21 protein-coding genes are annotated in these 24608 nt (G+C 61.7%); 18 read left to right on the top strand and 3 right to left on the bottom strand.

What is annotated here, in order from left to right; all coding sequences use genetic code 11:
* Window positions 1-2 precede the first annotated feature (2 nt).
* The 3 genes from ON753_RS25060 to ON753_RS25050 all read right to left on the bottom strand — a co-directional run bounded on the left by ON753_RS25060 (window position 3) and on the right by ON753_RS25050 (window position 3012).
* A complete protein-coding gene (locus ON753_RS25060) occupies window positions 3-1319 on the bottom strand; it encodes a TRAP transporter large permease (protein WP_265966643.1) in 1317 nt (438 codons plus the stop codon).
* Window positions 1306-1902, bottom strand: coding sequence for a TRAP transporter small permease (locus ON753_RS25055; RefSeq protein ID WP_265966641.1), 597 nt, complete (start codon window positions 1900-1902; stop codon window positions 1306-1308). The genes ON753_RS25060 and ON753_RS25055 overlap by 14 nt, the downstream gene beginning before the upstream one ends.
* Before the next feature lie 66 nt (window positions 1903-1968).
* Window positions 1969-3012, bottom strand: coding sequence for a TRAP transporter substrate-binding protein (locus ON753_RS25050; RefSeq protein WP_265966639.1), 1044 nt, complete (start codon window positions 3010-3012; stop codon window positions 1969-1971).
* 594 nt (window positions 3013-3606) lie between these two features.
* On the opposite strand from ON753_RS25050, the gene ytfQ reads away from it, so the two are divergent.
* From ytfQ to ON753_RS24960, 18 genes are all read left to right on the top strand, one after another.
* Window positions 3607-4560 carry a galactofuranose ABC transporter, galactofuranose-binding protein YtfQ gene (ytfQ, locus tag ON753_RS25045; protein WP_265966637.1) on the top strand — a complete coding sequence of 318 codons (954 nt, stop codon included), beginning with the start codon at window positions 3607-3609 and terminating at the stop codon, window positions 4558-4560.
* Between the two features lie 97 nt (window positions 4561-4657).
* On the top strand, window positions 4658-6172 hold the full coding sequence (locus ON753_RS25040) for a sugar ABC transporter ATP-binding protein (protein ID WP_265966635.1): 1515 nt from the start codon (window positions 4658-4660) through the stop codon (window positions 6170-6172).
* Window positions 6172-7212 carry an ABC transporter permease gene (locus tag ON753_RS25035; RefSeq protein ID WP_265966634.1) on the top strand — a complete coding sequence of 347 codons (1041 nt, stop codon included), beginning with the start codon at window positions 6172-6174 and terminating at the stop codon, window positions 7210-7212. The genes ON753_RS25040 and ON753_RS25035 overlap by 1 nt, the downstream gene beginning before the upstream one ends.
* The gene (gene yjfF, locus ON753_RS25030; RefSeq protein WP_265967257.1) at window positions 7212-8201 is read left to right on the top strand and encodes a galactofuranose ABC transporter, permease protein YjfF; all 990 of its coding nucleotides are present in this window, start codon (window positions 7212-7214) and stop codon (window positions 8199-8201) included. Before ON753_RS25035 ends, yjfF begins: the two co-directional genes overlap by 1 nt.
* Window positions 8147-8917, top strand: coding sequence for a FadR/GntR family transcriptional regulator (locus tag ON753_RS25025; RefSeq protein ID WP_265966632.1), 771 nt, complete (start codon window positions 8147-8149; stop codon window positions 8915-8917). The genes yjfF and ON753_RS25025 overlap by 55 nt, the downstream gene beginning before the upstream one ends.
* Window positions 8918-9844: 927 nt before the next feature.
* The gene (locus ON753_RS25020) at window positions 9845-10921 is read left to right on the top strand and encodes a GumC domain-containing protein (protein WP_265966630.1); all 1077 of its coding nucleotides are present in this window, start codon (window positions 9845-9847) and stop codon (window positions 10919-10921) included.
* An 11-nt stretch (window positions 10922-10932) separates the two neighbouring features.
* Complete coding sequence (locus tag ON753_RS25015) at window positions 10933-12063, top strand: hypothetical protein (protein WP_265966628.1); 1131 nt, start codon at window positions 10933-10935, stop codon at window positions 12061-12063.
* A 10-nt stretch (window positions 12064-12073) separates the two neighbouring features.
* Complete coding sequence (locus ON753_RS25010) at window positions 12074-14023, top strand: AAA family ATPase (RefSeq protein WP_265966626.1); 1950 nt, start codon at window positions 12074-12076, stop codon at window positions 14021-14023.
* Window positions 14020-15399, top strand: coding sequence for a DUF6638 family protein (locus ON753_RS25005; RefSeq protein ID WP_265966624.1), 1380 nt, complete (start codon window positions 14020-14022; stop codon window positions 15397-15399). The genes ON753_RS25010 and ON753_RS25005 overlap by 4 nt, the downstream gene beginning before the upstream one ends.
* Window positions 15396-16067 carry a DUF1523 family protein gene (locus ON753_RS25000; RefSeq protein ID WP_265966623.1) on the top strand — a complete coding sequence of 224 codons (672 nt, stop codon included), beginning with the start codon at window positions 15396-15398 and terminating at the stop codon, window positions 16065-16067. The genes ON753_RS25005 and ON753_RS25000 overlap by 4 nt, the downstream gene beginning before the upstream one ends.
* A gap of 14 nt (window positions 16068-16081) precedes the next feature.
* The gene (locus tag ON753_RS24995) at window positions 16082-16795 is read left to right on the top strand and encodes an HAD family hydrolase (RefSeq protein ID WP_265966621.1); all 714 of its coding nucleotides are present in this window, start codon (window positions 16082-16084) and stop codon (window positions 16793-16795) included.
* A gap of 54 nt (window positions 16796-16849) precedes the next feature.
* Complete coding sequence (locus ON753_RS24990; protein ID WP_265966619.1) at window positions 16850-17806, top strand: sugar-binding transcriptional regulator; 957 nt, start codon at window positions 16850-16852, stop codon at window positions 17804-17806.
* Between the two features lie 164 nt (window positions 17807-17970).
* Window positions 17971-19281 carry an ABC transporter substrate-binding protein gene (locus ON753_RS24985; RefSeq protein WP_265966617.1) on the top strand — a complete coding sequence of 437 codons (1311 nt, stop codon included), beginning with the start codon at window positions 17971-17973 and terminating at the stop codon, window positions 19279-19281.
* Between the two features lie 95 nt (window positions 19282-19376).
* Window positions 19377-20249, top strand: coding sequence for a carbohydrate ABC transporter permease (locus ON753_RS24980; RefSeq protein WP_265966615.1), 873 nt, complete (start codon window positions 19377-19379; stop codon window positions 20247-20249).
* A gap of 3 nt (window positions 20250-20252) precedes the next feature.
* A complete protein-coding gene (locus ON753_RS24975) occupies window positions 20253-21083 on the top strand; it encodes a carbohydrate ABC transporter permease (RefSeq protein WP_265966612.1) in 831 nt (276 codons plus the stop codon).
* Between the two features lie 11 nt (window positions 21084-21094).
* Window positions 21095-22099, top strand: coding sequence for an ABC transporter ATP-binding protein (locus tag ON753_RS24970; protein ID WP_265966610.1), 1005 nt, complete (start codon window positions 21095-21097; stop codon window positions 22097-22099).
* Complete coding sequence (locus ON753_RS24965; RefSeq protein WP_265966608.1) at window positions 22096-22869, top strand: L-iditol 2-dehydrogenase; 774 nt, start codon at window positions 22096-22098, stop codon at window positions 22867-22869. The genes ON753_RS24970 and ON753_RS24965 overlap by 4 nt, the downstream gene beginning before the upstream one ends.
* A gap of 3 nt (window positions 22870-22872) precedes the next feature.
* Window positions 22873-24354: a mannitol dehydrogenase family protein gene (locus ON753_RS24960; RefSeq protein ID WP_265966607.1), complete on the top strand. Its 1482-nt coding sequence runs from the start codon at window positions 22873-22875 to the stop codon at window positions 24352-24354.
* The last annotated feature ends 254 nt before the right edge of the window (window positions 24355-24608 follow it).

The following is a 24608-nucleotide window of genomic DNA, read 5'->3' as shown; positions in this document are numbered from 1 at the left end:
GGCTAGCCGGCCAGCAGGAACAGGGTGATCGACGGAAACAGCACCAGCAGGATGACCCGGACGACGTCGGAAGTGATGAACCACAGCACCGCCTTGTAGGTCTCCTTCATGGGCGTCGACCGGTCCATGGCATTGATGATGAACAAGTTCATCCCGACCGGTGGCGTTATCAGCCCGACTTCGACCACGATCAGCACGAGAATGCCGAACCAGATCGCCAGGTGTTCCGGGCTCATGCCGAAATCCAGGACGCTGATCACCGGAAAGAAGATCGGGATGGTCAGGAGGATCATCGACAGACTATCCATCAGGCAGCCGAAGACCAGGTAGAACAGCAGGATCAGGGTAAGCACCACCCAGGGGCTGAAGCCCTGGCCGACGACCCAGCTTGACAGTTCCTGCGGCACCTGGCTGAGCGCCAGGAAGCTGTTGTAGAAGCCGGCGCCGAGCACGATGAAGAAGATCATCCCCGTGCTGAGCGCCGTCTGGATGATGCTGTCAAGGAACATTTTCCAGGTGAGATTGCCCGAACCAAGGGCAAGCAGCCCCGTTCCGGCCGCCCCGACGGCCGCCCCCTCGGTCGGGGTGAACCAGCCGAGATAAATCCCGCCGACGACGAGACCGAAGACCAGCAGCACCGGCCAGACGTTGGCGAGCGCGCGGAACCGTTCGGCATAGGGCATCGGCTCGCGCGTGCCGGCGGCCTTCGGATTGCGGCGCACATAGAGCGAGATGGTGATCATGTAGCCGATCGCCGCCAGAATGCCCGGTATGAAGGCTGCCAGGAACAGCTTGGCGATGTTCTGCTCGGTCAGGATCGCGTAGATCACCAGGATGACCGACGGCGGGATCAGAATTCCGAGCGTGCCCCCGGCGGCGAGCGTTGCCGTCGAAAACCCGCCGGAATAGCCGTAGCGACGCAACTCCGGCAGCGCCACGCGGCTCATCGTTGCCGCGGTGGCAAGCGAGGATCCGCAGATCGCGCCGAAGCCCGCGCAGGCGCCGACCGCCGCCATGGCGACGCCCCCCTTGCGATGCCCGAGCCAGCTTTCGGCTGCCTTGAACAGGGACGAGGACATGCCCGAATGGGTCGCGAACTGGCCCATGAGCAGGAACATCGGAATGATCGACAGCGAATAGCTGGAGAATGTCGAATAGGTTTCGCTCTTCAGTTTCGACAGGAACATGTTCGGCGTTCCCGTCGCCAGATAGAGACCGCCCAGGCCGCACAGCATCATGGCAAGCCCGATGGGGGCCCTCAGGAAGATCAGCACAAGAAGCAGAGGAAAGGATATGTATCCCAGTTCAAGCAGGCTCAATGGATTCCCCCTCGGCATCCGGTGTCAGGTCCTGTCCGGTAACGTATGCGGCAATCCGGGCAATGGCGCAGTAGACGGCAACCACCGAAGCGATCACGGCGGCCGCAAAGCTGAGGCCGTAGGCCCACCAGACGGGAAACTGCAGGATGAAGGTCGTCTCGCCGTAGCGCATCTTGTCCTCCATGCCGACATAGAGCCGCCAGGTGATCAGAATGATGAGGGCGCTGAGGAGCACTTCCCAGAACGTCATCAGAAACCGGTTCAGCCAGCGCGGAAAGCTGTTGGCGAAAACGTCCACCGTCGCATGTGCGCCGCGCAGCTGGCAGATCGGCAGGAAGGCGAAGATCGTAAAGGAGATCCCGGCTTCCACCAGCTCGAAGTCGCCGGACACCGGCCCGACGCCGGTCGCGGTCAGGGCCTTGGCGGCAGCCTCCGAAAGGGAGGTCAGAAAAGCCGAATGCCCCAGGGTGTTCAGGCCGCGTCCCAGCACGCTGACGCAGGTCAGCGCGATAAGCGCCGTCAGCACCAGCCCGCCGAGGATCGCCATGGCGCGTGCGAGACGGTCCATCAGATTGAGCAGCATTATCTCGTTCCTGTCGGAAGAAACCCCCGGAAGTTCAGACTTCCGGGGGCAAGATGGTAGGCACGATCAGTTGGACGCCGTCAGTTCCTGCGCCCGCTTGAACAGGCCCGCTCCGTCGAGGCCCTTTTCATCCATTTCGGCGATCCACGCGTCGATGGTGCCCTGTGCGGCTTCCTTCCATTTGGCCGCCTGTTCCGGCGTCAGCTCGATGATGTTGTTGCCCATATCGATCGCCGCCTGGCGCGGACCGGCATCGTCTTCCTGCATCTTCTTGCCCGCGAACGCCGAGAATTCCAGGCCCGAATTGGAGTCGATCACCGCCTTCAGGTCGTCAGGCAGGGACTCGTATTTTTCCTTGTTCATCGCCAGCACGAAGGTCGAGGTATAGATCGCCTCTTCCGGGAACTCGGTGTGGTTCTTCACCAGTTCGCTCACCTTCAGAGCGCCGACGACTTCCCACGGAATGACCGTGGCATCCACCACGCCCTTGCTCAGAGCTTCCGGAATGGCGGGCACCGGCAGGCCGATCGGCGTTGCACCGAGGTTCGAGAACAGCTTGTTGGTCACGCGGGTCGGCGCGCGCAGCTTCACGCCGTTGAGATCCGACAGCTCGTCGATCGGCTGGCTGGAATGGATCACGCCGGGACCATGGACCCACAGGCCGAGCGGCTTGATGGGCGCAAAGTCCTGATCCATCATGGTTTCTTCGGCGAGTTTCCAGTAGGCGCGAGAGGTGGTCTCGGCGTCGTTCATGGTAAAGGGCAGCTCGAACACCTCTGTCCGCGGGAAGCGGCCGGGCGTATAGCCGGGAAGCGTCCAGACGATGTCGACCACACCGTCGATCACCTGGTCCATCAGCTCCGGTGGCTTTCCGCCGAGCTGCATGGCCGGATAGCGCTCGATCTTGATTCGGCCGCCCGATTCCTGCTCGATCTTGTCCGCCCACGGATCCAGAATGTTCTTGGGCACATTGGCCTGCGCCGGCAGGAACTGATGCAGGCGAAGCGTCACTTCCTGCGCAAACGTGGTGGACGTCGCGCCCGCAAGGCCGATCGCGGACACCGCCGCGGCCAAGGCCAACTTCGAGAGCTTTTTGTGCAAACTGGTCATCTTGTCCTCCCTGACAGATCACTTTTACAGCCTGGCCGGTTTCCTCGTCCCGATCAGGTGATGATCTATAATAGTTATATCTTATAACTTCTTTTTGCTCGTTGTCCATCCGGAAATGATGGAAATGATGTGCCGAGGCGCATGGCAACGTCCCCCTCTTTCGGGCCAGCACCGCAATACAAGCCGTTTTCTTGCATCCATGCGGTTCGATGAAAGCAGACGGATGCCGCCCGAACAACGGCAGAACCGATAGAGTGCCGGGTTACGGCTTGATTTCAAGAAAAGAATTCCGGAATCGGGATAGCCATTCGTAGGAACCCGGCTGCGGCGCGACCCGCCCGCCACCTGAGGGTATCGGGGCATTTCGGGTGCCGAGCCGCCCGAACGGCAACCCAGGGGTTATTTCCGCCTCTGGTACTCAACCTGTCGTCGGGCCGATTTCGCCCTCCCCGGTTGAGAATATCTTGAGGAATGTATTATATTTCAACAAGTTAACACGAAAATTACACCGACTACGGACCAACGCACTTTACAAAAGTAATAAAGTAATACTTAATGACTTTTGTGAGGAGAACATACCTTGTGGAGGAAAGAATGAAACTCAAGGCAATGCTTATTGCCGGTGCAATGGCTTTTGCACCCGTGACCGCCATGGCTGCCGATCTGACCATCGGTTTTTCGCAAATCGGATCCGAATCCGGCTGGCGGGCAGCTGAAACCACGGTGACCAAACAGGAAGCCGAAAAGCGTGGCATCGATCTGAAATTCGCCGACGCCCAGCAGAAACAGGAAAACCAGATCAAGGCGCTCCGGTCCTTCATCGCCCAGGGCGTTGATGCGATCCTGCTGGCCCCGGTTGTCGCAACCGGCTGGGACGACGTGCTGGAAGAAGCAAAGGATGCGGAAATTCCCGTCGTCCTTCTCGACCGGACCGTCGATGCACCCGAAGACCTCTACCTGACCGCGGTGACATCCGACCTCGTGCATGAAGGCCGGGTTGCCGGCCAGTGGCTGGTCGACGATGCGGCCGGCGAGAAATGCGATATCGTCGAGCTGCAGGGCACCACCGGGTCTTCCCCGGCGATCGACCGCAAGACAGGCTTTGAAGAAGCCATTGCCGGTCACGACAACCTGGAGATCGTCCGCAGCCAGACCGGCGACTTCACCCGCTCCCAGGGCAAGGTCGTGATGGAAAGCTTCCTGAAGGCCGTTGGCGGCGAAAACATCTGCGCGCTCTACGCCCATAACGACGACATGGCCGTCGGCGCCATCCAGGCGATCAAGGAAGCCGGCCTGAAGCCGGGCGAGGACATCAAGATCGTGTCCATCGACTCCGTGCCGGATATTCACCTGGCCATGGCCAATGGCGAAGCCAATGCCACCATTGAGCTGACCCCGAACATGGCCGGCCCGGCACTCGACGCGCTGGAGACCTATTTTGCCGACGGTACGGTTCCGCCGAAGTGGATCCAGACCGAATCCAAGCTCTACACGCTCGAAGATGATAACATGGCCGTCTACGAGATGAAGAAAGACCTGGGTTACTGATCCGGGTGCTGACGACCGGGCGGCATCTGTCCGCCCGGTCCTCGGCCATGTAATCTCATAAAACAAAAGAGCGACGGACTTCGGGGGAAGCCGACTGATGGCGAGCGCGACTGGCCCTGTGCTGGAATGCAAGGGGATATCGAAGTTTTTTCCGGGCGCGATTGCGCTCGACGCCGTGGACCTGGCCCTGTATCCGGGCGAAGTACATGCCCTGCTGGGCGAAAACGGCGCCGGAAAATCCACACTCATCAAGTGCCTGACGGGCGCCTACCGGCGCGACAGCGGCAAGATCCTGCTCGAGGGCGAGGAAGTGTCGCCGCAAAGCACGCAGGACAGCCAGAAACTGGGCATCGGCACCGTCTACCAGGAAGTCAATCTCCTGCCCAACCTGAGCATCGCGGAGAACCTGTTTCTCGGCCGCCAGCCCATGCGGCACGGCTTCATCTCGCAGCGGCGCATGAATTCCATGGCCAAGGACCTGCTCGCCGAATTCGGCCTCGACGTCAATCCGGCCGAACTGCTTTCCGGCTATTCCGTTGCCGTCCAGCAGGTCGTAGCGATCGCCCGTGCCGTCGAACTCTCCGGCAAGGTGCTGATCCTCGACGAGCCGACCGCAAGCCTCGACCGCGACGAAGTGGAGCTGCTGTTCTCGGTGATCGAGAAGCTCAAGGCGCGCGGCCTGGCAATCGTCTTCATCACGCATTTCCTCGATCAGGTCTTCGAGATTTCCGACCGCGCCACCATCCTGCGCAACGGTCGGCTGATCGCGACGCGGCGGCTTGCCGAGACCACCCAGACCGAGGTCATCACCCTGATGCTCGGCCGGCAGCTGGAGCACCGGATCCAGGACCGCGCGCCTTCCGAGGCCGGCGACACGCTGATCGAGCTTCGCAATTTCGCCAAGCGCGGCGTTATCGATCCCTTCAACCTGACGGTCAGAAAAGGCGAAGTCGTTGGGCTGGCCGGACTGCTCGGCTCGGGCAGAACCGAAACCGCCAACCTCATCTTCGGCGCGGTCCAGGCCGACCAGGGCGAAGCCCTGTTCGAGGGCCGCAAGATCGGCCTGCGGAACCCGCGCGAAGCCGTAGCCCACCGCATTGCCCTGTGTCCGGAAGACCGCAAGAGCGACGGCATCGTCGGCGATCTTTCCGTGCGGGAGAACATCATCCTGGCCCTGCAGGCCCGGCAGGGCTGGCACCGGCCGCTGCCCAAGGCCAAGGTCAACGAACTGGCCGAGGCTTACGTCAAGGCGCTCGACATCCGCCTTGCCAGCCTCGACATGCCGATCCGTCTCCTGTCGGGCGGCAACCAGCAAAAGGCCCTCCTGGCGCGCTGGCTGGCGACCAATCCGTCCTTTCTGATCCTGGACGAGCCGACCCGTGGCATCGACGTCGGCGCCCATGCGGAAATCATCGCGCTGATCGAGAGACTTCGCGAAGACGGCATGGCGCTTCTCGTCGCCTCATCCGAACTTGAGGAACTGGTCGCCTATTCCACCCGCGTGATCGTCCTGCGCGACCGGCGCCACGTCACCGAGCTCAAGGGGGACGAAATCACCACGTCCAACATCATCACGGCGATCGCCGACGAACCGTTGGCGGAGGCAGTATGATGTCGAACATGGTCCATTCAACGCTCAAGCGCATTGCGCCGCAGCTCATCATCCTGGCCGCCGTCCTGTTTCTCAACTTCCTGGTCTTTCCCGGCTTCTTCAGCATCGAATTCCAGAACGGCCGCCTGTTCGGCAACGTGATCGACGTGCTCAACCGCGGAGCGCCGACGGCCTTGTTGTGCATCGGCATGACCCTGGTCATCGCGACGAAGGGCATCGACCTTTCGGTCGGCGCGGTCATGGCGATCGCCGGGGCCGTCGCGGCCTCGCTCGTCGCAGACGGCCACGCCTGGCAGGTCGCCCTCATCGGCGCGCTGGCCACCGGCGCCCTGTGCGGTTTCTGGAACGGCGTCCTCGTCGCCGTGCTGCGCATCCAGCCGATCGTCGCCACGCTGGTCCTGATGGTCGCCGGGCGCGGCATCGCCCAGCTCGTGACCGAAGGCACCATCCTGACCTTCGTGAACCCGGGGCTCATCCATCTGGGCGCGGGAACCGTCGCCGGCGTCCCGACGCCGATCCTGATCTGGTTGGCGCTCGGGCTGCTCGTTGCCGCCGTGGTCCGCAGGACGGCACTCGGCATGCTGATCGAGGCGATCGGCATCAATGAAAGCTCCTCGCGCCTTGCCGGCATCAACAGCCGCGTGCTGATCATTTCGGTCTACCTGATCTCCGGCTTCTGCGCCGCCATCGCCGGCGTGATCGTCGCCGCCGACATCAAGGGCGCCGATGCCAACAATGCCGGGCTCTGGCTGGAGCTAGACGCGATCCTTGCCGTCGTCATCGGCGGCAATTCCCTGCTCGGCGGACGGTTCTCGATCATCGCCTCGCTGATCGGCGCACTGATCATCCAGTCGGTGAACTCCGTCATCCTGCTCTCCGGCATGCCGCCCGAGTTCAACCTGGTCATCAAGGCGCTGCTGATCATCGCCATCCTGGTGATCCAGTCGCCGACGGTGAAGCACGCGATCTACATTCTGCGCGCCTCCGCACAACCGCTGCCGCCCGAACCCGTCCAGGAAGCAAAAGAAGGCACACAATGATCCGTTCGACCCATCTGCCGCTTCTGATCACCATAGCCACCTTCATCCTGGCCTATACGCTGTGCGCGTCCCAGTATCCGGCGATGCTGTCGACACGGGTCGTGGCCAACCTTCTGACCGACAATGCCTTCCTCGGCATTGCGGCGGTGGGAATGACCTTCGTGATCCTGTCGGGAGGCATCGACCTTTCCGTCGGCTCGGTCATCGCCTTCACGGGCGTCTTCCTGGCCGTGATCCTGCGCGAAACGTCGATCCATCCGATTGTCGCCTTCGCGCTGGTCCTGATGATCACCATTTCCTTCGGCGCCGCCATGGGCGCAATGATCCACTATCTGGAAATGCCGCCCTTCATCGTCACGCTGGCGGGCATGTTCCTGGCGCGCGGTGCAGCCTACGTCCTGTCGACGGACAGCGTGCCGATCACCCATGAATTCTACGACACGCTGCAATCGCTCTACTGGAAGGCGCCGGGCGGCGGACGCTTCCGGCTGACGGGCATGATCATGCTGCTGACCTTTGCCGTCGGCATCATCGTCGCGCACCGCACCCGTTTCGGCCAGAATGTCTATGCCGTCGGCGGCGGCCTGCCGACTGCCAGGCTGATGGGCGTGCCGCTGGCCAGGACGACGATCGGGATCTATGCCACCTCCGGCGGCCTTGCCGGCCTGTCGGGAATCATCTTTTCGCTCTACACCTCCGCCGGCTACTCGCTTGCAACGGTCGGCGTCGAACTCGACGCGATTGCGGCGGTGGTGATCGGCGGCACGCTGCTCACCGGCGGCACCGGCTTCGTTGCGGGTACATTCTTTGGCATTTTGATAATGGGGTTGATACAAACGTTCATCGTATTCGACGGAACGCTATCGAGCTGGTGGACCAAGATCGTGATTGGCGGCCTGCTCTTCGGGTTCATCGTGCTTCAGAAGGGGCTCACTTGGGCAACGACACTGCGCAGAAGACCAGCGACAGAGTTCGCCGCGCAATCATGACCTTCGTCGCCACCGGCGGGTTGGGGAACCAGATCGGAAACCATACTGACCGGGTTGTCGAGCAGCTCGGAAGGGCCATCGTTGCCGGCGAATACCCGCCCGAGACCATGATCCCGCTCGATCCGGACATCTCCGAAATGTTCGACGTCTCGCGGACCGTCGTGCGCGAGGCGAAGAAGACCCTGATCGCCAAGGGCCTGATCCAGTCCAAGGCCAAGGTCGGCACCCATGTGCGCGCGGTCTCGGAGTGGAACATGTTCGACCCGGATGTCCTGCGCTGGCATGCGGCGCTCAAGAATGCCCGCCCGTTCCTGGAGGAGCTCTTCGAGATCCGCCTCATCTTCGAACCGGCCGCGGCCGGCAAGGCGGCCAAGCGCGCAACGGACGCGGAATGCGCCGCGCTGGCGCGGCTCTGCGACGACCTTGCCACCGGCAAGGACCGGGCCGCCGTCGCCGTCGCCGATCTCGAGTTTCACAAGATGATCCTGAAGCTCTCCGGCAACCGCTTCCTGCAGTCCCTCGGCGACCTGGTCCAGGCTGCGCTTTATTCCCTGTTCATCGCCGAAGCGAACGAGCGGAACGACCAGGAAACCCACGATTTCGTCGAACGCCACCGGGCAATCGTCACCGCCATCACCGCCGGTGACGCCGACGGCGCCCAATCGGCCATGCAGGCCGTGATCATGGCCGGCAAACGCTCCGAAATGCCTGCGTGACGAGCACCGGCGGAAGAGAGCCGCCAATAGCATTCTCCTATCAGTCCGGCCTCGAACCGAAAGAGCCTTTATCCGCTTCCGGATCAAGAGTTCTATTCAAGGAAGCGAGCACATATGTTTGAATGGATACTTCCCGTATCGCTCAAGTCAGTAAAAATAGGCGCCGCTATTTTCAATTAAACCAGCGGGCATGAGACATTTGTCAAGTATACTTGAATTGCTTGTAGAGAAAGCGATGGCGTGGTTCTATATTATTTGTGTTGCTGACAAAAGGAGTGGTAGCCAGAATGAACTCTGATACTTCTTTCTACAAGATAACGCTAGTTGATAGGATTTTCCTATTCAGAAAGAAAATACTAAACTCGTTCAAAATCAACTCTAATGCAGTAATTTTCATTTGCACCGGTCACGAAGATTGTATCTACTTGAAATTCTCCTATGCCAGCAATGTTCAGTACCACAAAATTCAAAATGATGATCTCGAAGCGTACATAGAATATCTCGAATTTGCAAAAGATGTACTGAGAAAAGGTGGTCGTTGATGCGCGATATCATTAGTTCAATTAAGACTGACGCTGGTGCTATTTTGGAGAATAGACTGCACCATCAAAATCTGGGATCAAACACCTAAGCCATCTTTCCGCATGGCTACCAGTGCCGGTTTTCATGCGAAAAACATCTGGACGTATTTTAAAATTCCGTGCCATTGCGACTTGGTTCGACGGCTGGCAATTTCGCCGTTTCAAAAGCCCGCACACCCCGTGACCCCACACATTGCGATAGACTTTTTCGCCGGGACAGCAGAAACTTTTCGGCAAACGCAACTTCTTGAGGATCAAAGGTCGCAATCTGCCGCCGTAATTGTAATTCCATTCAGAATTGCTACATAGGATCGGTAATATTGCAGAACATTTTGGGAAGGGGCCCATGGTAGATTTCAACACTCAGATTGAAAAATCGAAGAAGGAAGTTGCCGCTGCGAGGCAGAAGATCGACGAGGTGACTTCGAAGATCGAAACCGCCCGGTCGAAGCTCGAGACCGGCCAGGATATTTCCATCGACATCGAGAACGCTACCCTGGACGATGTCCATGCCCATACCGAGCTGATGGGCGCGAACATCGCCGAACTGATCATGGGCCTCGACGACGTCACGGCGACCTTTTCCAAGGACTTCGACGCCATGCGCTCGAAGACCGGCTGGGAGACCTTCGTCGGTTTCTTTTCCAAGCAAAGGTCCGACAGCATCCGCCAGGAGCGCATGCGCTCGGCGAGCATCGACGACAAGCTGCAGGACCTGATCGCCAAGTCCAACGTGATCGGCCAGCTCCTCCAGGAGCAGCTCAACACGCTGAACGACCACAGCCAGCGCGTGGAAGGCAATCTGGGCGAGACCCTTGCCCAGCGCGAACAGACGGTGGAAACGCTCGAGAGCATCAAGAAGCAGCTCGTCGAGATGGATCCGGACATCATCGCCCTGGAAAACAAGATCTCCGTGGAGACGGATGCCGCCGCGCGCACCAAGCTGGAGAGCGACCTGGCCGAGCTGAACGCCAAATACAACAAGCTGGCCCAGGACGAACAGGTGAAACTGGCCGAAAGCCAGACGCTGGAGCGCTACATCGAAAAGGGCAAGACCTGGGTCGACAGCCTGCAGAACCAGGCGGCAACCCAGATGGTGCTGATCAACAAGCTGCAGACGGATACGAAGCAGCGTGTCGTTCTTTACGATGCTCTGGTAAAATCCCTGAAAACCGCCCAGCAGCAGGACGTCGCCCACAAGATCAACGAGATCGGCGTGGCGACCGACAAGGAAGCCCAGTCCGCCATGGCCGCCATCGGCTCGGCCACCAACCAGCGGATGGCCGACATGATGGAAGCCCACGAAGACCATATGGTGTTCGCGCGCAAGGTTCTGGAAGAGAAGGCCAAATCGGACGAGCGCTTCGTGCGGCGGTTCCAGAAGATCGTGGAAAAGCACGACAAGAACGCCTACGGCGCCTGAGGGACTGAGCGTTGGATCTGACACTGGATCACAGGACTTTGGAGGAAGCGCATGAAACACGGCGCTACTTCGCAAAGTTTGAGCGGATCATCTCCCATCTGCAGGGAGTGGCGGAAAGCGTCGTGTCCGAGGACACGGCGCTGGCCTCGGAGATCCCGATCCTGAAGGACTATCTGGACGCGCTGTCGGGAACCTTCACGGCGCTTTCCTACAAGTACCTGCTCGCCGGCCGCGTCTCGCAGATGCTGCCGTCGCTGCTCAACATCGACCGCCAGGACAGCGGCTTCCCGATCTATCAGGAACTGCTGCAGATGGCGAACGATGCCATGCAGGCGGAAAATCATCTCAAGTCCCTGCCCGCGATGCGGGACCTGAAGCTGGCGATGGTCAACCACATCCTGCGGGAGCAATCCGCCCCTCTCAACGTCCAGTTCGCCGCCTCCCAGCGCCAGTACTACGAGAAACTGGCCCAGGGCCACCTGTTCTGGGCGCGCAACGACCCGCGCCTCACCTGGACCGGGAATGTCGATGCCGGCCGCCGGAGCTACCGGCTTCACTGGGCGGCCTACGACAGCCAGCAGAACATTCCCCTCGTCTACATCATGGACCTGGAGGACAGCGGCAAGCACGCCCTCGCCAGGGACGCGCGCAGATGGCCGCGGGTGCAAAGCCATCTGGGCGCGCAATCGTCGTCATCCATGAAGCTGGTCACGATCGCCCGCGGTTTCGACCGGGATTTCGACGATCTCCACCCCAAGAGGCTGCGGCGGTTCTTCATCGGCCCGATGTACAGCCACACGTTCACCCAGCAATCCGGCCCCTTGCGCGATGTCCTGAGCGAGGTCTCCGGCAGGCCGGGCGAAGACTGGGCGCTCGCCTGGACGACGGAGACGCTGGTCGCCTCCGGCTCCGAGTTCGAGGCCGCGGGCTTCTTCTCTTCGGTCGAGCGGCAGATCTACCAGCTCGACCCGTTCACCGCCTCCGGAGACCCGCAGGACGCCAAGGGCCACACGCATCAGCAGCGCTCGCTGATCCTGCCGCAGCGCCCCTATCAGATCCTGGCGGAGCTCGATCCGCCGGGTCTTGCCAATATCCGCAAGTATGCCGTTAGCCCGTCGGGCAATATTCTCAGCTACAAATAGGTTTTGACGCGTGACCCTTTCCAACGACCTCATGGAACTGAAAGAAGACAAGATCCGCGAGAAATACCGGCTCGCCGAGACGATGCTCGAGGGCTTCGACCACACGCCGCGCATCGCGGCGAAGCGCGAGCCCGACCGGGTCCAGGAACGCTCCGCAGGGCTCGGCACGCGCCGGCGGTTCCGCTCCACCACGCCGGGCCTTGTCACCCGCTCCACCGCCCGTCCGGAAGGGGTTCAGCTGACCACCCGCATTCTGGAAAGCGACGACGACACGCTGACCACGCCCGAGCAGGCGAGCGTGCTGCAATCCCTGCGGCGCGCCCTTTCGGTTGCCATGGTGGCGTCGGATCAGTTCGCCGAGCAGACCGGCCTCGATGACCTGAAACGCAAGAACCTTGCCGGCACCCTGGACCCGTCGCAGAAGGTCCGGTTCCAGGACCTTCTGACCGCTTCCGCCCTGGTCTCGCTGCACGTCTTTGCCAACATGACGGACTTCCTCCTGTCCGGCCTGAGTGTCGACACCGGCGAAACGGAGGTTCACTGCGGCGAGGTGGAAGAGATCCTGCTCGACAACGACCAGCTCGCCCTGCACGGCACGCTGTGGGAGCTGGACCAGGAAATCGCGGCCGCGGGCACGGAAACCGACGGCCATCTCATCGCCCTCATCACCTCCTTCTGCGAGCAGCTGATGGAAAAGGTGACGCTCCGCGCCGAGGGCCTCAGTCAGCTCGCTCCCTTTTCCGACGCCCGCTACCGGGTGGAAGCGGACGATTTCGAGATCACCGGCTTCACGCCGGCGGCGCGGGCACGCTCCACCACGCTGACCATGGCCTTCAAGAAGCCGAACGAGGTCGTCGGCAACCACATCGCCAAATACCAGGCCATGAAGCTGTCAAAGATGCTGATGGCCTATGATTTCGAGCGCAAGCTCAACCCGTTTGCCGAGCTTGGCGGCTTCATCTTCACCTTCATGGGCGACGGCAAGCCGGGCACCGGCAAGACCACGCTCATCCAGATGATGGCCGGCTTGATCAACGAATACTGCAACAATGCCGGCTACGCCTTCCGCTACCAGAACCTGTCGACCGACAGCATCGACAGCTACCAGGGCAAGTCCGCCCAGAACGCCAAGGCCTTCATCCGCAATGTCCTGGACCCGAACGTCATCGGCTTCGGCACCATCGACGATATCGACCAGCTCGCCGGCAAGCGCGGCGACCGGCAGTCGTCGGCCGGCCAGCTCGAGATTACCGCCGTGCTGATGGAAAGCTTTGCCGGCGCCAACACGGTGGTGCGCGGCAACTGCACCTTCGGAATGTTCTCCAACTATCCGGAGAACGTCGATGATGCCCTGCGCCAGCGCGCCGGCGCCCGCTTCCTTGTCGACGGTCCGCAATCGCGCGCGGACTATATCGACATCCTGCATCTGCTGATGGGCAAGAACCACTCGATCCCGGTCGGCGAGCATGACCTGTTCGAGGCCCAGGCCATCAAGAAGGCCGTCGCCGCCTCCTATGAGCGCCATTCCAGGCCCCAGGAGGACGCGCTCGAGAAGGTCTTCGACAGGGTGCACGATCAGCTCGGTCCGCTCGATACCATCGCCAAGCTCGGCACCTACCTGAAGGCGATCCAGGAGGCCGATGAACGGTTCACGGGCCGCGCGATCAAGAACATCACCGACGCCGTCAAGGTGCGGGCCATGGATTTCGAACTGCCCGATGACTGGATGGAAAATCCGGACCTCTTCCTGTTCAAGGACTACGAGACCAAGAAGGCCATGATCGCCGAGCTGGCGCAGCCGATCACGGTCGAGATGGTGATCCAGGAAATCAACCGCTATGCCGACAGCGAGTTCCGCTATGCGGACAAGTCCGACGAAGCCGCCATCGAAAACGCGGTTCGGGACATGCAGCGGATGGAGGAAGCCAAGCGCCGCTATATGGAAGCAACCCGCTCATGATGAGACTGGTGCAGCTCGGCCTGATCTACGGCAACCTCTATGAGGTGTCCTCGCCGTCGATGGTCGCCCGGTACAACAGGGCGCTCGAGCACCTGACCGGCCGGCGCACCGGCCTGGACGCGTTTCACATCGACATTTCCGGCTATTCGCCCGAGATCGGCGACGAGTTCGGCGACGAGCTCTATCTCAATCCCAGCGGCTGCAACCGCCAGTTCATCCTGCTGTCGGTCGAGCAGAAGACGGCGCCGCTGCTGAATGCCAAATTCTCCACGTCGCGAACGATCCTGCGGCGCTTCATCGATGAAAACGAGGAACAGCTCTTCGCCCTGTCCATTCGCGACTGCGTGGTCGGCGAGCTCGTGAACTCGATCTATTCGCTCACGTCCCCGCAGGATCTGTTTCACCTCACGACCATTCACGTGGAGGCCGACACGGTCGGCGGGCATTCGCAGGCGAGCGAAGAGCTGGCGGACAGGATCGACCGCTTCATGAGCGAGCCGGACGGCTGGTGGGATGACGTGCTGATCGCGGAGATGATCGAACTCTCCAAGCACACCGGCGATATCATCCGCACGCCGCTTGCGCTCAAGTCCCAGGGCTTCGAGCAGGGCAACTTCCACACCTCCCACTATGGCGGCCTCTATGTTTTCCGCGATGCCAGGGAGACCGCCTGCATTGCGGCCGGAAAGCTGGAAACCACGGAGGGCCTGCCGGTCAAGAGCGTGCTTTCCCTGGAGGACCGGCACGAAATCGCCGACTTCCTGAACCGCAACGCCCTGGTCGAGCTGGTTTATGCGCAGGGCAGCACCCGCGCCGTCAACATCCTGAAGCAAAAGCTCGATTTCATCGTGATCGATGCCGCCGCCAACAGCGGCGAGAACCTGCTCGACGTCTCCCGGCGCGACATGCGCACCCTCAAACGCAGGTACCACGGCAGCCTGCCGGAGGAATATCACGCCATCGAGGACGTGGTCCGCCGCCTGGCGGCCGGACAGGACGTGCCGTGGCCGCAGCCGGATGATCCGGCCTATTTCTATCTCCTGAGATCCCGCAATCACCGCGACAAACTGCTGGTCAACAGGCTTCTGGCCGAGCTGACGCCGCTCGATTTCCGCCAGCTGTTCATCTGTCACAAGGATGCGTTCTATGCGCAGTACCGCATCTGGAGCGATGCCAAGAAAGCCTATGCGGCGCATTTCCTCGCCGCCGAATACATGGTCGACAAGGCCGGCACGCGCGAGGAACTGTTCGGCCCCGAACCCGGCCTGGACGAAGAAGACGACGACTACGGCTTCGGCAGGAACATGGGCCCGTGGGGCGCCATCCCGCGCGACGACGATGATGATGATGACGACGATGACGAGGACGACGAGTGACCAAGTGGTTTAAATGGATTATCGGCATTCCGGTGGTGCTCGTTGTCGTTCTCTTCGCCCACTACACGCTACCGGGCCGGGACGTGGTGCGGATTGTCGGCACCGATGTCAAACGCATGGACATCGGCGCCTCCTCGCTGTTCTGGGCGGCACCTGATGCCGGAACCAACCCGAACTGGACCCGGGACGTCCGCTTCATCAACACGGTCTGGCCGAACGGCAGGCCGCGGGTCTACCGCAACGAGGACACCGACTGGGGCTGGCCGCCCTATTTCAAGTTCGACAGCAGCAACATCACCGCCCAGGCGCAATCTCTGTCGAAGAAGGATGAAGATATCTGGGTCGCCGTCACGCATTACGGCTGGCGGCTGGAGCTCTTCACGATCTTCCCGAATGCCATCGACATCGATGTGGTGTCCGGGCCGGACGTTTTCCTGATTCCCTGGTTCAACATCCTGTTCTTCCTGGTCCTCGGCGTGATCGGCTACCTGGCCTTCCGGACGGTTCGCGCCTTCAAGCGCACGCGCGTCGATCCGATCGTGGACGGGATCGATGATTTCTTCGATGATGTCGGTGAAAATGCAGGGCAGGCCCGAGAGGATGCCCAGAAGCGCGCGAGCGAAGCGACGAGCGGCCTCCGCCGCTGGTTCAAGCGCTGGTTCGGCTGACTGGTCCCGATGGAATGAGCACACCTTACGCAAAGACCGCCCCTTCAAGGGTCGACCTCGTCATCTTCGACTGTGACGGAGTGCTGATCGACAGCGAGGTGATCAGCGCGCGCATGCTGGTTGCCGAACTCGCCAACCGAAACGTCTACATCACCATGGACTATGTGGCGCATCATTTCCTCGGCCGCAGCTATCCGATTGTCCTGCAGCAGATCCGCAAGGAGTTCGGCGTCGACCTGCCGCCCGAATTCGAGGTTCAGTACCGGGCGAGCCTGCTTGCCGCTTTCGAAAAGGACCTGACGCCGATTTCCGGCGTTCTGGACGTCATCGGCGAGCTGGTGCCCGACTACTGCCTGGCCACGAGCTCCAGCCCGCCGCGGCTTGCCAAATCGCTGGAGATCACCGGACTGACCGGCGTCTTTTCCGGCCGCACGACGACCGCCTCCGAAGTGTCGCACGGCAAGCCGGCACCGGATCTCTTCCTGCTGGCCGCCGAAAAGCACGGGGTCGACCCGGCCCGCTGCCTGGTGATCGAGGACAGCGAGAACGGTATCAGGGCGGCCCTTGCCGCTGGCATGCAAGTGTGGCGGTTCATCGGCGGGGCTCACCTGAAAAATCTCGTGGGAACCGATGACGCCGCGGCCGGCGCCGCACAGACATTTGCATCTTTCGAGGAATTCTATCAGCTTAGGCCGGACTTGCGGCGAGATCCTCCTGCATCCCGATGAACGCGAGGCGAGGAAGGCACCCCTCAGCATCGAACAGCTTTCAGGCGAGATAACATGAAAACGAAAAACACCGCCGAGACATCCCGCCTCGATGACGCTGCCCGGGCGGGCTGGCTGTATTACGTGGCCGGCAACACCCAGGACGAAATCGCCCGCAAGCTCGGCGTCTCCCGGCAATCGGCGCAGCGTCTCGTCTCGCTCGCCGTCAGCGAACGGCTCGTCAAGGTGCGGCTCGATCACCCGATCGCCCGTTGCATGGAACTCAGCCAGAGGCTCGTCGAGCGCTTCGGTCTGCAGAGCTGCGAGGTCGTCCCCAGCGATCCCGACGCGCCCTCTTCTACAGTCGGCATTGCCCAGGCGGCGGCGGCCGAGATGGAGCGCCATTTCAGCTCTCAGCAACCCAAGATCATCGCTTTCGGAACCGGGCGCTCGCTGCGCGCCTCGGTCGACCAGATCCCGTCCATGGACTGCCCGCAGCACCGGATCGTCTCGCTGCTCGGCAACATGATGTCGGACGGCTCGGCCTCGGCCTATAACGTCATCATCCGGCTGGCCGACCGCATCAATGCCAAACACTACCCGATGCCGCTGCCGGTCTTCGCGCGCTCGCGCGAAGAGCTGCAGCTCCTGCACAACCAGGAGGCCGTTCACAGCATCCTGGATCTCATCCGCCAGGCGGACGCGACATTCGTCGGCATCGGCAACATGGGCGCCACGGCCCCGCTCACGGTCGACGGCTTCGTCGGCCTGGACGAAATGCGGGCGCTGGAACGCGCCGGGGCGGTCGGTGAAATCACCAGCTGGGTCTATGACCGCAACGGCAGGCTCATCGAAGGCCTCTCCAACGATCTCGTGGCGAGCGCGCCGTTGCGGCCGGCCGGCGACAAACCGGTCTACGGCGTCGCCGCCGGCGCAGCCAAGGTGCCGGCGATGCTCGGCGCGCTGACGGGCAGATTCATCAACTGCCTGATCACCAACGAGACCACGGCTGAGCAATTGCTCAAAGACTGAGCGATTATTCACAGCTCATAACACGTTGATATAAAAAGACTTTTTGCGATGCAGCAAAGAGTCTTTTGATTTTCGGGCGATTCAATCCTTGACTCCCGGCCAAACTTGCTGCGAGTATTTGCCCGCAAGAATGGCAAATGCCCGATCTCGCTTGGGAGGAAAACATGGCATTTAATACTCGTGCGCTGCTCAGCGCATGTGCGATTGCTGCGCTCTGTGTGCCGGCAACAGCAGAAACCATTACCATCGCCACCGTGAACAACGGCGACATGATCCGCATGCAGGGTCTGACGAAGGATTTCACCGATAAGAACCCGGATATCGACGTCGAATGGGTGACGATGGAGGAGAACGTTCTCCGCCAGCGCGTCACCACGGACATCGCCACGAAGGGCGGTCAGTTCGACATCATGACCATCGGCACGTACGAAGTTCCGATCTGGGGCAAGCAGGGCTGGCTGGTCTCTCTGAACGATCTGCCGGACAGCTATGACGTCGATGACCTGCTGCCGCCGATCCGTGAAGGCCTGACCGTCGACGGCGAGCTCTACGCCGCACCGTTCTACGGCGAAAGCTCCATGGTCATGTACCGCAAGGACCTGATGGAAAAGGCCGGCCTGGAAATGCCGGAAGCCCCGACCTGGGACTTCATTGCCGAAGCCGCCAAGGCCATGACAGACAAGGAAAACGAAATCTACGGCGTCTGCCTGCGCGGCAAGGCCGGCTGGGGCGAGAACATGGCCTTCCTGACCGCCATGTCCAATTCCTTCGGCGCGCGCTGGTTCGACATGGAGTGGAAGCCGCAGTTCGATACCCAGCCGTGGAAAGACACGCTCACCTTCTATCTGGACCTGATGAACGAAGCAGGCCCTCCAGGCGCCTCTTCCAACGGCTTCAACGAAAACCTTGCCCTGTTCCAGACCGGCAAATGCGGCATGTGGATCGACGCGACCGTCGCAGCCTCTTTCGTCACCAATCCGGACGACTCTCAGGTCGCAGACCAGGTCGGCTTCGCACTGGCGCCGGACAAGGGCCTGGGCAAGCGCGGCAACTGGCTTTGGGCATGGTCCCTTGGCATCCCGGCCGGCACCCAGAAAGAGGAAGCTGCAAAGAAGTTCGTCGAATGGGCGACCTCCAAGGAATATCTGGAACTGGTCGCCTCCGAAGAAGGCTGGGCGAACGTTCCTCCGGGGACGCGGACCTCTCTTTATGAGAACCCGGAGTATCAGAAGATTCCGTTCGCCAAGATGACGCTGGACAGCATCAACTCCGCCGACCCGAAAAACCCGACCGTCGATCCGGTCCCCTATGTCGGCGTCCAGTTCGTTGCCATCCCGGAATTCCAGGGAATGGCCACGGTCATCGGGCAGATCTTCTCGGCCGCTCTCGCCGGCACCATGGATGCGGAAAACGCTCTTGCCTCCGCCCAGGCGACCGCCGAGCGCGAAATGACGAAGGCCGGCTACATCAAGTAGGCGTCTTCGCGCGGACCGGCGGGCTATGCCCGGCTCGCCGGTCTCCTCCTTTCCCTGAAAAGACAACACGCTCCTGACCGAGCAAGGGTCACACCATGGCTACGCAACACTCACGGGCCGCAGCCCGTTTGATGATCTCGCCTGCAGTGCTGCTGCTGCTCGGCTGGATGATCATCCCGCTGTCAATGACCGTCTATTTCTCGTTCCTGCGTTACAACCTGCTCGTTCCCGGCATGGAAGAATGGGCCGGCTGGACCAATTACGAGTACTTTCTGACGGACCCGGCCTTTTTCGCCGCCTTGAAAAATACCCTGCTGCTTGTCGGCGGTGTCCTCTTCATCACCATTGTCGGCGGCGTGCTTCTGGCGCTGCTGCTGGATCAGCCCTTCTGGGGCCAAGGCATCGTGAGGATCCTCGTCATCGCGCCGTTCTTCGTCATGCCGACCGTGTCGGCGCTGGTTTGGAAGAACATGTTCATGAACCCGGTCAACGGCCTTTTCGCCTATATCGCCAAGGCGTTCGGGCTCGCTCCCTTCGATTTTCTGGCGCATGCGCCGCTGTTCTCGATCATCCTGATTGTCGCCTGGGGATGGCTGCCCTTCGCGACCCTCATTCTCCTGACCGCCCTGCAATCGCTGGACAGCGAGCAGCTGGAGGCGGCGGAGATGGATGGCGCGAATTTCCTCAACCGCTTCGCCTTCATCATGCTGCCGCACCTGGCCCGGTCGATCACGGTCGTGATCCTGATCCAGACGATCTTCCTGCTGTCCGTCTTTGCCGAAATTCTCGTCACCACCAACGGCGGACCGGGAACGGCCTCCACCAACCTCACCTTCCTGGTCTACGCCCAGTCTCTGCTGCAGTTCGACGTGGGCGGCGGTGCGGCCGGCGGTGTGGTGGCCATCATCCTCGCCAATATCGTTGCGATCTTCCTGATGCGGATGATCGGCAAGAACCTGGAGGCCTGACCGATGGCCCGCTCCGTATCCACACGCCGCAAGACCGTCACCACCATCTGTGCCTGGGCTGTCGGCCTCATCATATTCTTTCCCATTCTGTGGACCGTGCTGACCAGCTTCAAGACGGAGGCAGAAGCAATCGCGTCTCCTCCCAGCTTTCTGTTCTTCGACTGGACGCTGGAAAATTACAGCACGGTCCAGGAGCGCTCCAACTATTTCCGCCACTTCTGGAATTCGGTGGTCATCTCCCTCGGTTCGACGCTTCTGGGTCTGCTGATCGCGATCCCGGCAGCCTGGTCCATGGCCTTCGTGCCCGGCAAGCGCACCAAGGACGTGCTGATGTGGATGCTGTCCACCAAGATGCTGCCGCCGGTCGGCGTGCTGATCCCGATCTACCTGATCTTCCGCGACACGGGCCTGCTGGACACGCGCACCGGACTGGTGGTCGTGCTCACGCTGATCAACCTGCCGATCATCATCTGGATGCTGTTCACGTATTTTCGCGAAATTCCGGGCGAAATCCTGGAGGCCGCCCGGATGGACGGCGCCGAGCTCTGGTCGGAAATCGTCTACGTGCTGACGCCGATGGCCGTGCCCGGCATCGCCTCGACCCTGCTCTTGAACATCATCCTGGCCTGGAACGAAGCGTTCTGGACCCTGAACCTCACGGCGGCCAATGCCGCGCCCCTCACGGCATTCATTGCCAGCTACTCCAGTCCGGAAGGCCTGTTCTACGCAAAGCTGAGCGCCGCCTCGACCATGGCGATTGCGCCCATCCTGATCATCGGCTGGTTCAGCCAGAAACAGCTAGTGCGCGGCCTGACCTTCGGCGCGGTTAAATAGGAGCCCTGATCATGGGTCGGATTACTCTCAATCAGATAACCAAGAGCTTCGGCGACGTGCAGGTCATCCCGCCTCTGGACCTGCAGATCGAAGACGGTGAATTCGTGGTGTTCGTCGGCCCCTCCGGCTGCGGCAAGTCCACCCTCCTGCGCCTGATCGCGGGCCTGGAAGACGTGACGAGCGGCGCCATCAAGATCGACGGCAGGGATGCGACCGAAGTGCCGCCCGCAAAACGCGGTCTGGCGATGGTGTTCCAGTCCTATGCGCTTTATCCGCATATGTCGGTGCGCAAGAACATCGCCTTCCCATTGCGCATGGCCGGTCTCGACAAGAGCGCCCAGGCGGCCAAGGTCGAGGCGGCTGCAAAGGTCCTGAACCTGACCGACTATCTGGACCGCCGCCCCGGCCAGCTCTCCGGCGGCCAACGCCAGCGCGTCGCCATCGGCCGGGCGATCGTGCGTGAACCGGACGCCTTCCTGTTCGACGAGCCCCTGTCCAACCTGGATGCGGCGCTGCGCGTCAACATGCGCCTGGAAATCTCCGAACTCCACCAGTCCCTCAAGACGACGATGGTCTACGTCACCCACGATCAGGTGGAAGCCATGACCATGGCCGACAAGATCGTCGTTCTGCAGGCCGGCGTCATCGAGCAGGTCGGCTCGCCGCTGGACCTCTATCACACGCCCCGCAACAGGTTCGTGGCCGGCTTCATCGGCTCGCCGAAGATGAACTTCCTCATGGGGAACTACGCCGCGGAATACGACGCGGCGACCATCGGCATCCGCCCGGAGCATGTTTCCGTCTCGCAGAGCGAAGGCAAATGGACGGGCAAGGTCGGCGTTTCCGAACATCTCGGCTCCGACACGTTCCTTTACGTCGACGTCGACGGCCTGAGCGAACCGATGACCGTGCGGGCCTCCGGCGAAGTCGCCTTCCGTCACGGCGATACCGTCCACCTCACTCCCGAAGCGGACAAAATCCACCGTTTCGACAATCAGGGTCTCAGAATCGCATGAAGCGCCTGGAAGGAAAATCCGCACTGATCACCGGTGCCGCGCGGGGCATCGGCAAGGCCTTTGCCGCCCGCTACGCCCTGGAAGGTGCGCGCGTCGCCATCGCCGATATCAACATGGCAGGCGCCGAAGCCGCTGCGGCGGAGATCGGCCCGAATGCCTACGCGGTCAAGCTGGACGTCACCGACCAGGCCTCCATCGACGCCGCCATCGGCGCGGTCGAGGCCCAGACCGGCGGCCTCGACATCCTGATCAACAACGCCGCGCTGTTCGACCTGGCGCCGATCGTCGAAATCACCCGCGACAGCTACGCGCGCCTTTTCGAGATCAATGTCGCCGGAACCCTGTTCATGATGCAGGCCGCCGCCAAGTCCATGATCAGCCGCGGCAAGGGCGGCAAGATCATCAACATGGCGAGCCAGGCCGGCCGCCGCGGCGAACCGCTGGTGGGCGTCTACTGCGCCACCAAGGCCGCCGTCATCAGCCTGACGCAGTCGGCAGGCCTCGACCTGATCAAGCACGGCATCAACGTGAACGCCATCGCCCCCGGCGTGGTGGACGGCGAACACTGGGACGGCGTCGATGCTCATTTCGCCAGATACGAGGGCCTGAAGCCGGGAGAAAAGAAAGCAGCGGTCGCCGCCACCGTGCCCTATGGCCGGCTGGGAACCGCGGAAGACCTCACCGGCATGGCCGTATTTCTGGCCACGAGCGAGGCGGACTACATCCTCGCGCAAACCTACAATGTCGATGGCGGCAACTGGATGAGCTGACCAATGACCCAGAAACTCAACGACACTGTGCTCGCCGCCGTTCCCGAAAAGATCGAGGCCCCGGCCTTCAACCGCGCTGACCTCACGCCCGGCATTTTGCATATCGGCGTCGGCAATTTTCACCGCGCCCATCAGGCCGTCTACCTGCACAGGCTGTTCGGGCTCGGCGAGGGCCATGACTGGGCGATTGTCGGCGCGGGCCTGAAACCCTACGACCGGGCCATGCGCGACCGGCTGAAGGATCAGGACTGGCTGACGACGGTGGTGGAACTCGACCCCAACGGTCTCAGCGCCCGGATCTGCGCGTCGATGATCGACTTCATCGATGTGGACCCGGCCGCGCTTATTGCCAGGCTGTGCGAACCGGACATCCGTATCGTATCGCTGACGATCACCGAAGGCGGATACTTCGTCGATCCCAATTCCGGCGGTTTCGATGCCGCCCATGCCGACATTCGCGCCGATCTCGGTCATCCGGACGCCCCGCACACGGTCTTCGGCATCCTGGTCGCCGCCCTGTTGAAACGCAGGGAGCGGGGAATCGCGCCATTCACCGTGATGTCCTGCGACAACCTGCCGGAAAACGGACATGTGGCCAGGCAGGCCGTCGTCGGCTACGCGTCCGCCCTTGCCGCAGATGCCGGGGCCTGGATTGCGGAAAACGTCGCCTTTCCGAATGGCATGGTCGACTGCATCACTCCGGCAACCGGCGAACGCGAGCGCAATCTGGTCAAGGAAAGATTTGGCCTGGAGGATGCAGCCCCCGTCGTTTGCGAGCCGTTCCGCCAGTGGGTGCTTGAAGACAACTTCCCGTCCGGACGTCCGGCGCTGGAGAAGGTCGGCGTGGAATTCGTCGAGGATGTCGCTCCCTACGAGCTCATGAAGCTGCGCATCCTGAATGGCGGCCACGCCGCCATCGCCTATCCGGGTGCGCTTCTCGGCCACCACTTCGTCCACGACGCCATGGCCGACCCGCTGATCCGGGCCTTCCTGACCAAGCTGGAGAAAGAGGAGATCCTGCCGACCGTCCCGGAAATTCCCGGGGTCAGCTTCCAGGATTATCTGGCGACGGTCGTGGAACGCTTCTCCAATCCGGCCGTCGGCGACACGATCGCGCGCCTGTGCCTGGACGGCTCCAACCGCCAGCCGAAATTCATCCTGCCGGCAATCCGGGACCGCCTCGACAAGGGTCTTCCCATCCGCGGCCTCGCCCTGGAAACCGCCCTGTGGTGCCGGTACTGCCTGTGCCGGGACGAAGCGGGTAATGAGATCACGCTGGAAGACGACAATGCCGACCGGTTGAAAGCCTGGGCAAACAGCGTCTTCGGCGCCGGCGAGACGGCCTACGACATGCCGGACCTCCTGGGCAACCTGGCATCGGACCCGGCCTTCCTGGCAGCCTTCCGCGAAGCGGCCGGGAGCATTTCCAGGATCGGCGTTGCCGAAACGCTCAAGGCGTATCTGGACGACAGGGTTCCGGCGTAGATGAGCGGCGGTTCAAGCGGATCCGGTCGAACCTCCGGGACGGTCGCCGCTGAAACGACAACCTCGCCCCGAGGAAGCGCAAAGCGCTGTCTCGAAGGGTGGGCCGCTTGCTCAGAGTATGCCGCCCATGCTTCGAGACGGGCCTGAAGGCCCTCCTCCGCATGAGGTGGTGTGAAGCCGCACGCCGTTTGATTGCCTTTGCTGAAACATCCCGCGTCCGTGCGTCCAGCCACACGGGTCACCCCGACCCAGCG

This window comes from Roseibium salinum, from assembly GCF_026240905.1.
GTDB classification, from domain to species: domain Bacteria; phylum Pseudomonadota; class Alphaproteobacteria; order Rhizobiales; family Stappiaceae; genus Roseibium; species Roseibium salinum.
Note: the sequence above shows the minus strand (reverse complement) of the source record. Positions and strands in the feature narration are given on the sequence as shown.

What these genes read in the sequence shown, in the direction of transcription:
- ON753_RS25055 (WP_265966641.1), bottom strand. Translation starts at nt 1,902, where the DNA reads ATGCTGCTCAATCTGATGGACCGTCTCGCACGCGCCATGGCGATCCTC.
- ON753_RS25050 (WP_265966639.1), bottom strand. Translation starts at nt 3,012, where the DNA reads ATGACCAGTTTGCACAAAAAGCTCTCGAAGTTGGCCTTGGCCGCGGCG.
- ytfQ (WP_265966637.1), top strand. Translation starts at nt 3,607, where the DNA reads ATGAAACTCAAGGCAATGCTTATTGCCGGTGCAATGGCTTTTGCACCC.
- ON753_RS25040 (WP_265966635.1), top strand. Translation starts at nt 4,658, where the DNA reads ATGGCGAGCGCGACTGGCCCTGTGCTGGAATGCAAGGGGATATCGAAG.
- ON753_RS25035 (WP_265966634.1), top strand. Translation starts at nt 6,172, where the DNA reads ATGTCGAACATGGTCCATTCAACGCTCAAGCGCATTGCGCCGCAGCTC.
- ON753_RS25020 (WP_265966630.1), top strand. Translation starts at nt 9,845, where the DNA reads ATGGTAGATTTCAACACTCAGATTGAAAAATCGAAGAAGGAAGTTGCC.
- ON753_RS25005 (WP_265966624.1), top strand. Translation starts at nt 14,020, where the DNA reads ATGATGAGACTGGTGCAGCTCGGCCTGATCTACGGCAACCTCTATGAG.
- ON753_RS24995 (WP_265966621.1), top strand. Translation starts at nt 16,082, where the DNA reads ATGAGCACACCTTACGCAAAGACCGCCCCTTCAAGGGTCGACCTCGTC.
- ON753_RS24990 (WP_265966619.1), top strand. Translation starts at nt 16,850, where the DNA reads ATGAAAACGAAAAACACCGCCGAGACATCCCGCCTCGATGACGCTGCC.
- ON753_RS24985 (WP_265966617.1), top strand. Translation starts at nt 17,971, where the DNA reads ATGGCATTTAATACTCGTGCGCTGCTCAGCGCATGTGCGATTGCTGCG.
- ON753_RS24980 (WP_265966615.1), top strand. Translation starts at nt 19,377, where the DNA reads ATGGCTACGCAACACTCACGGGCCGCAGCCCGTTTGATGATCTCGCCT.
- ON753_RS24975 (WP_265966612.1), top strand. Translation starts at nt 20,253, where the DNA reads ATGGCCCGCTCCGTATCCACACGCCGCAAGACCGTCACCACCATCTGT.
- ON753_RS24970 (WP_265966610.1), top strand. Translation starts at nt 21,095, where the DNA reads ATGGGTCGGATTACTCTCAATCAGATAACCAAGAGCTTCGGCGACGTG.
- ON753_RS24965 (WP_265966608.1), top strand. Translation starts at nt 22,096, where the DNA reads ATGAAGCGCCTGGAAGGAAAATCCGCACTGATCACCGGTGCCGCGCGG.
- ON753_RS24960 (WP_265966607.1), top strand. Translation starts at nt 22,873, where the DNA reads ATGACCCAGAAACTCAACGACACTGTGCTCGCCGCCGTTCCCGAAAAG.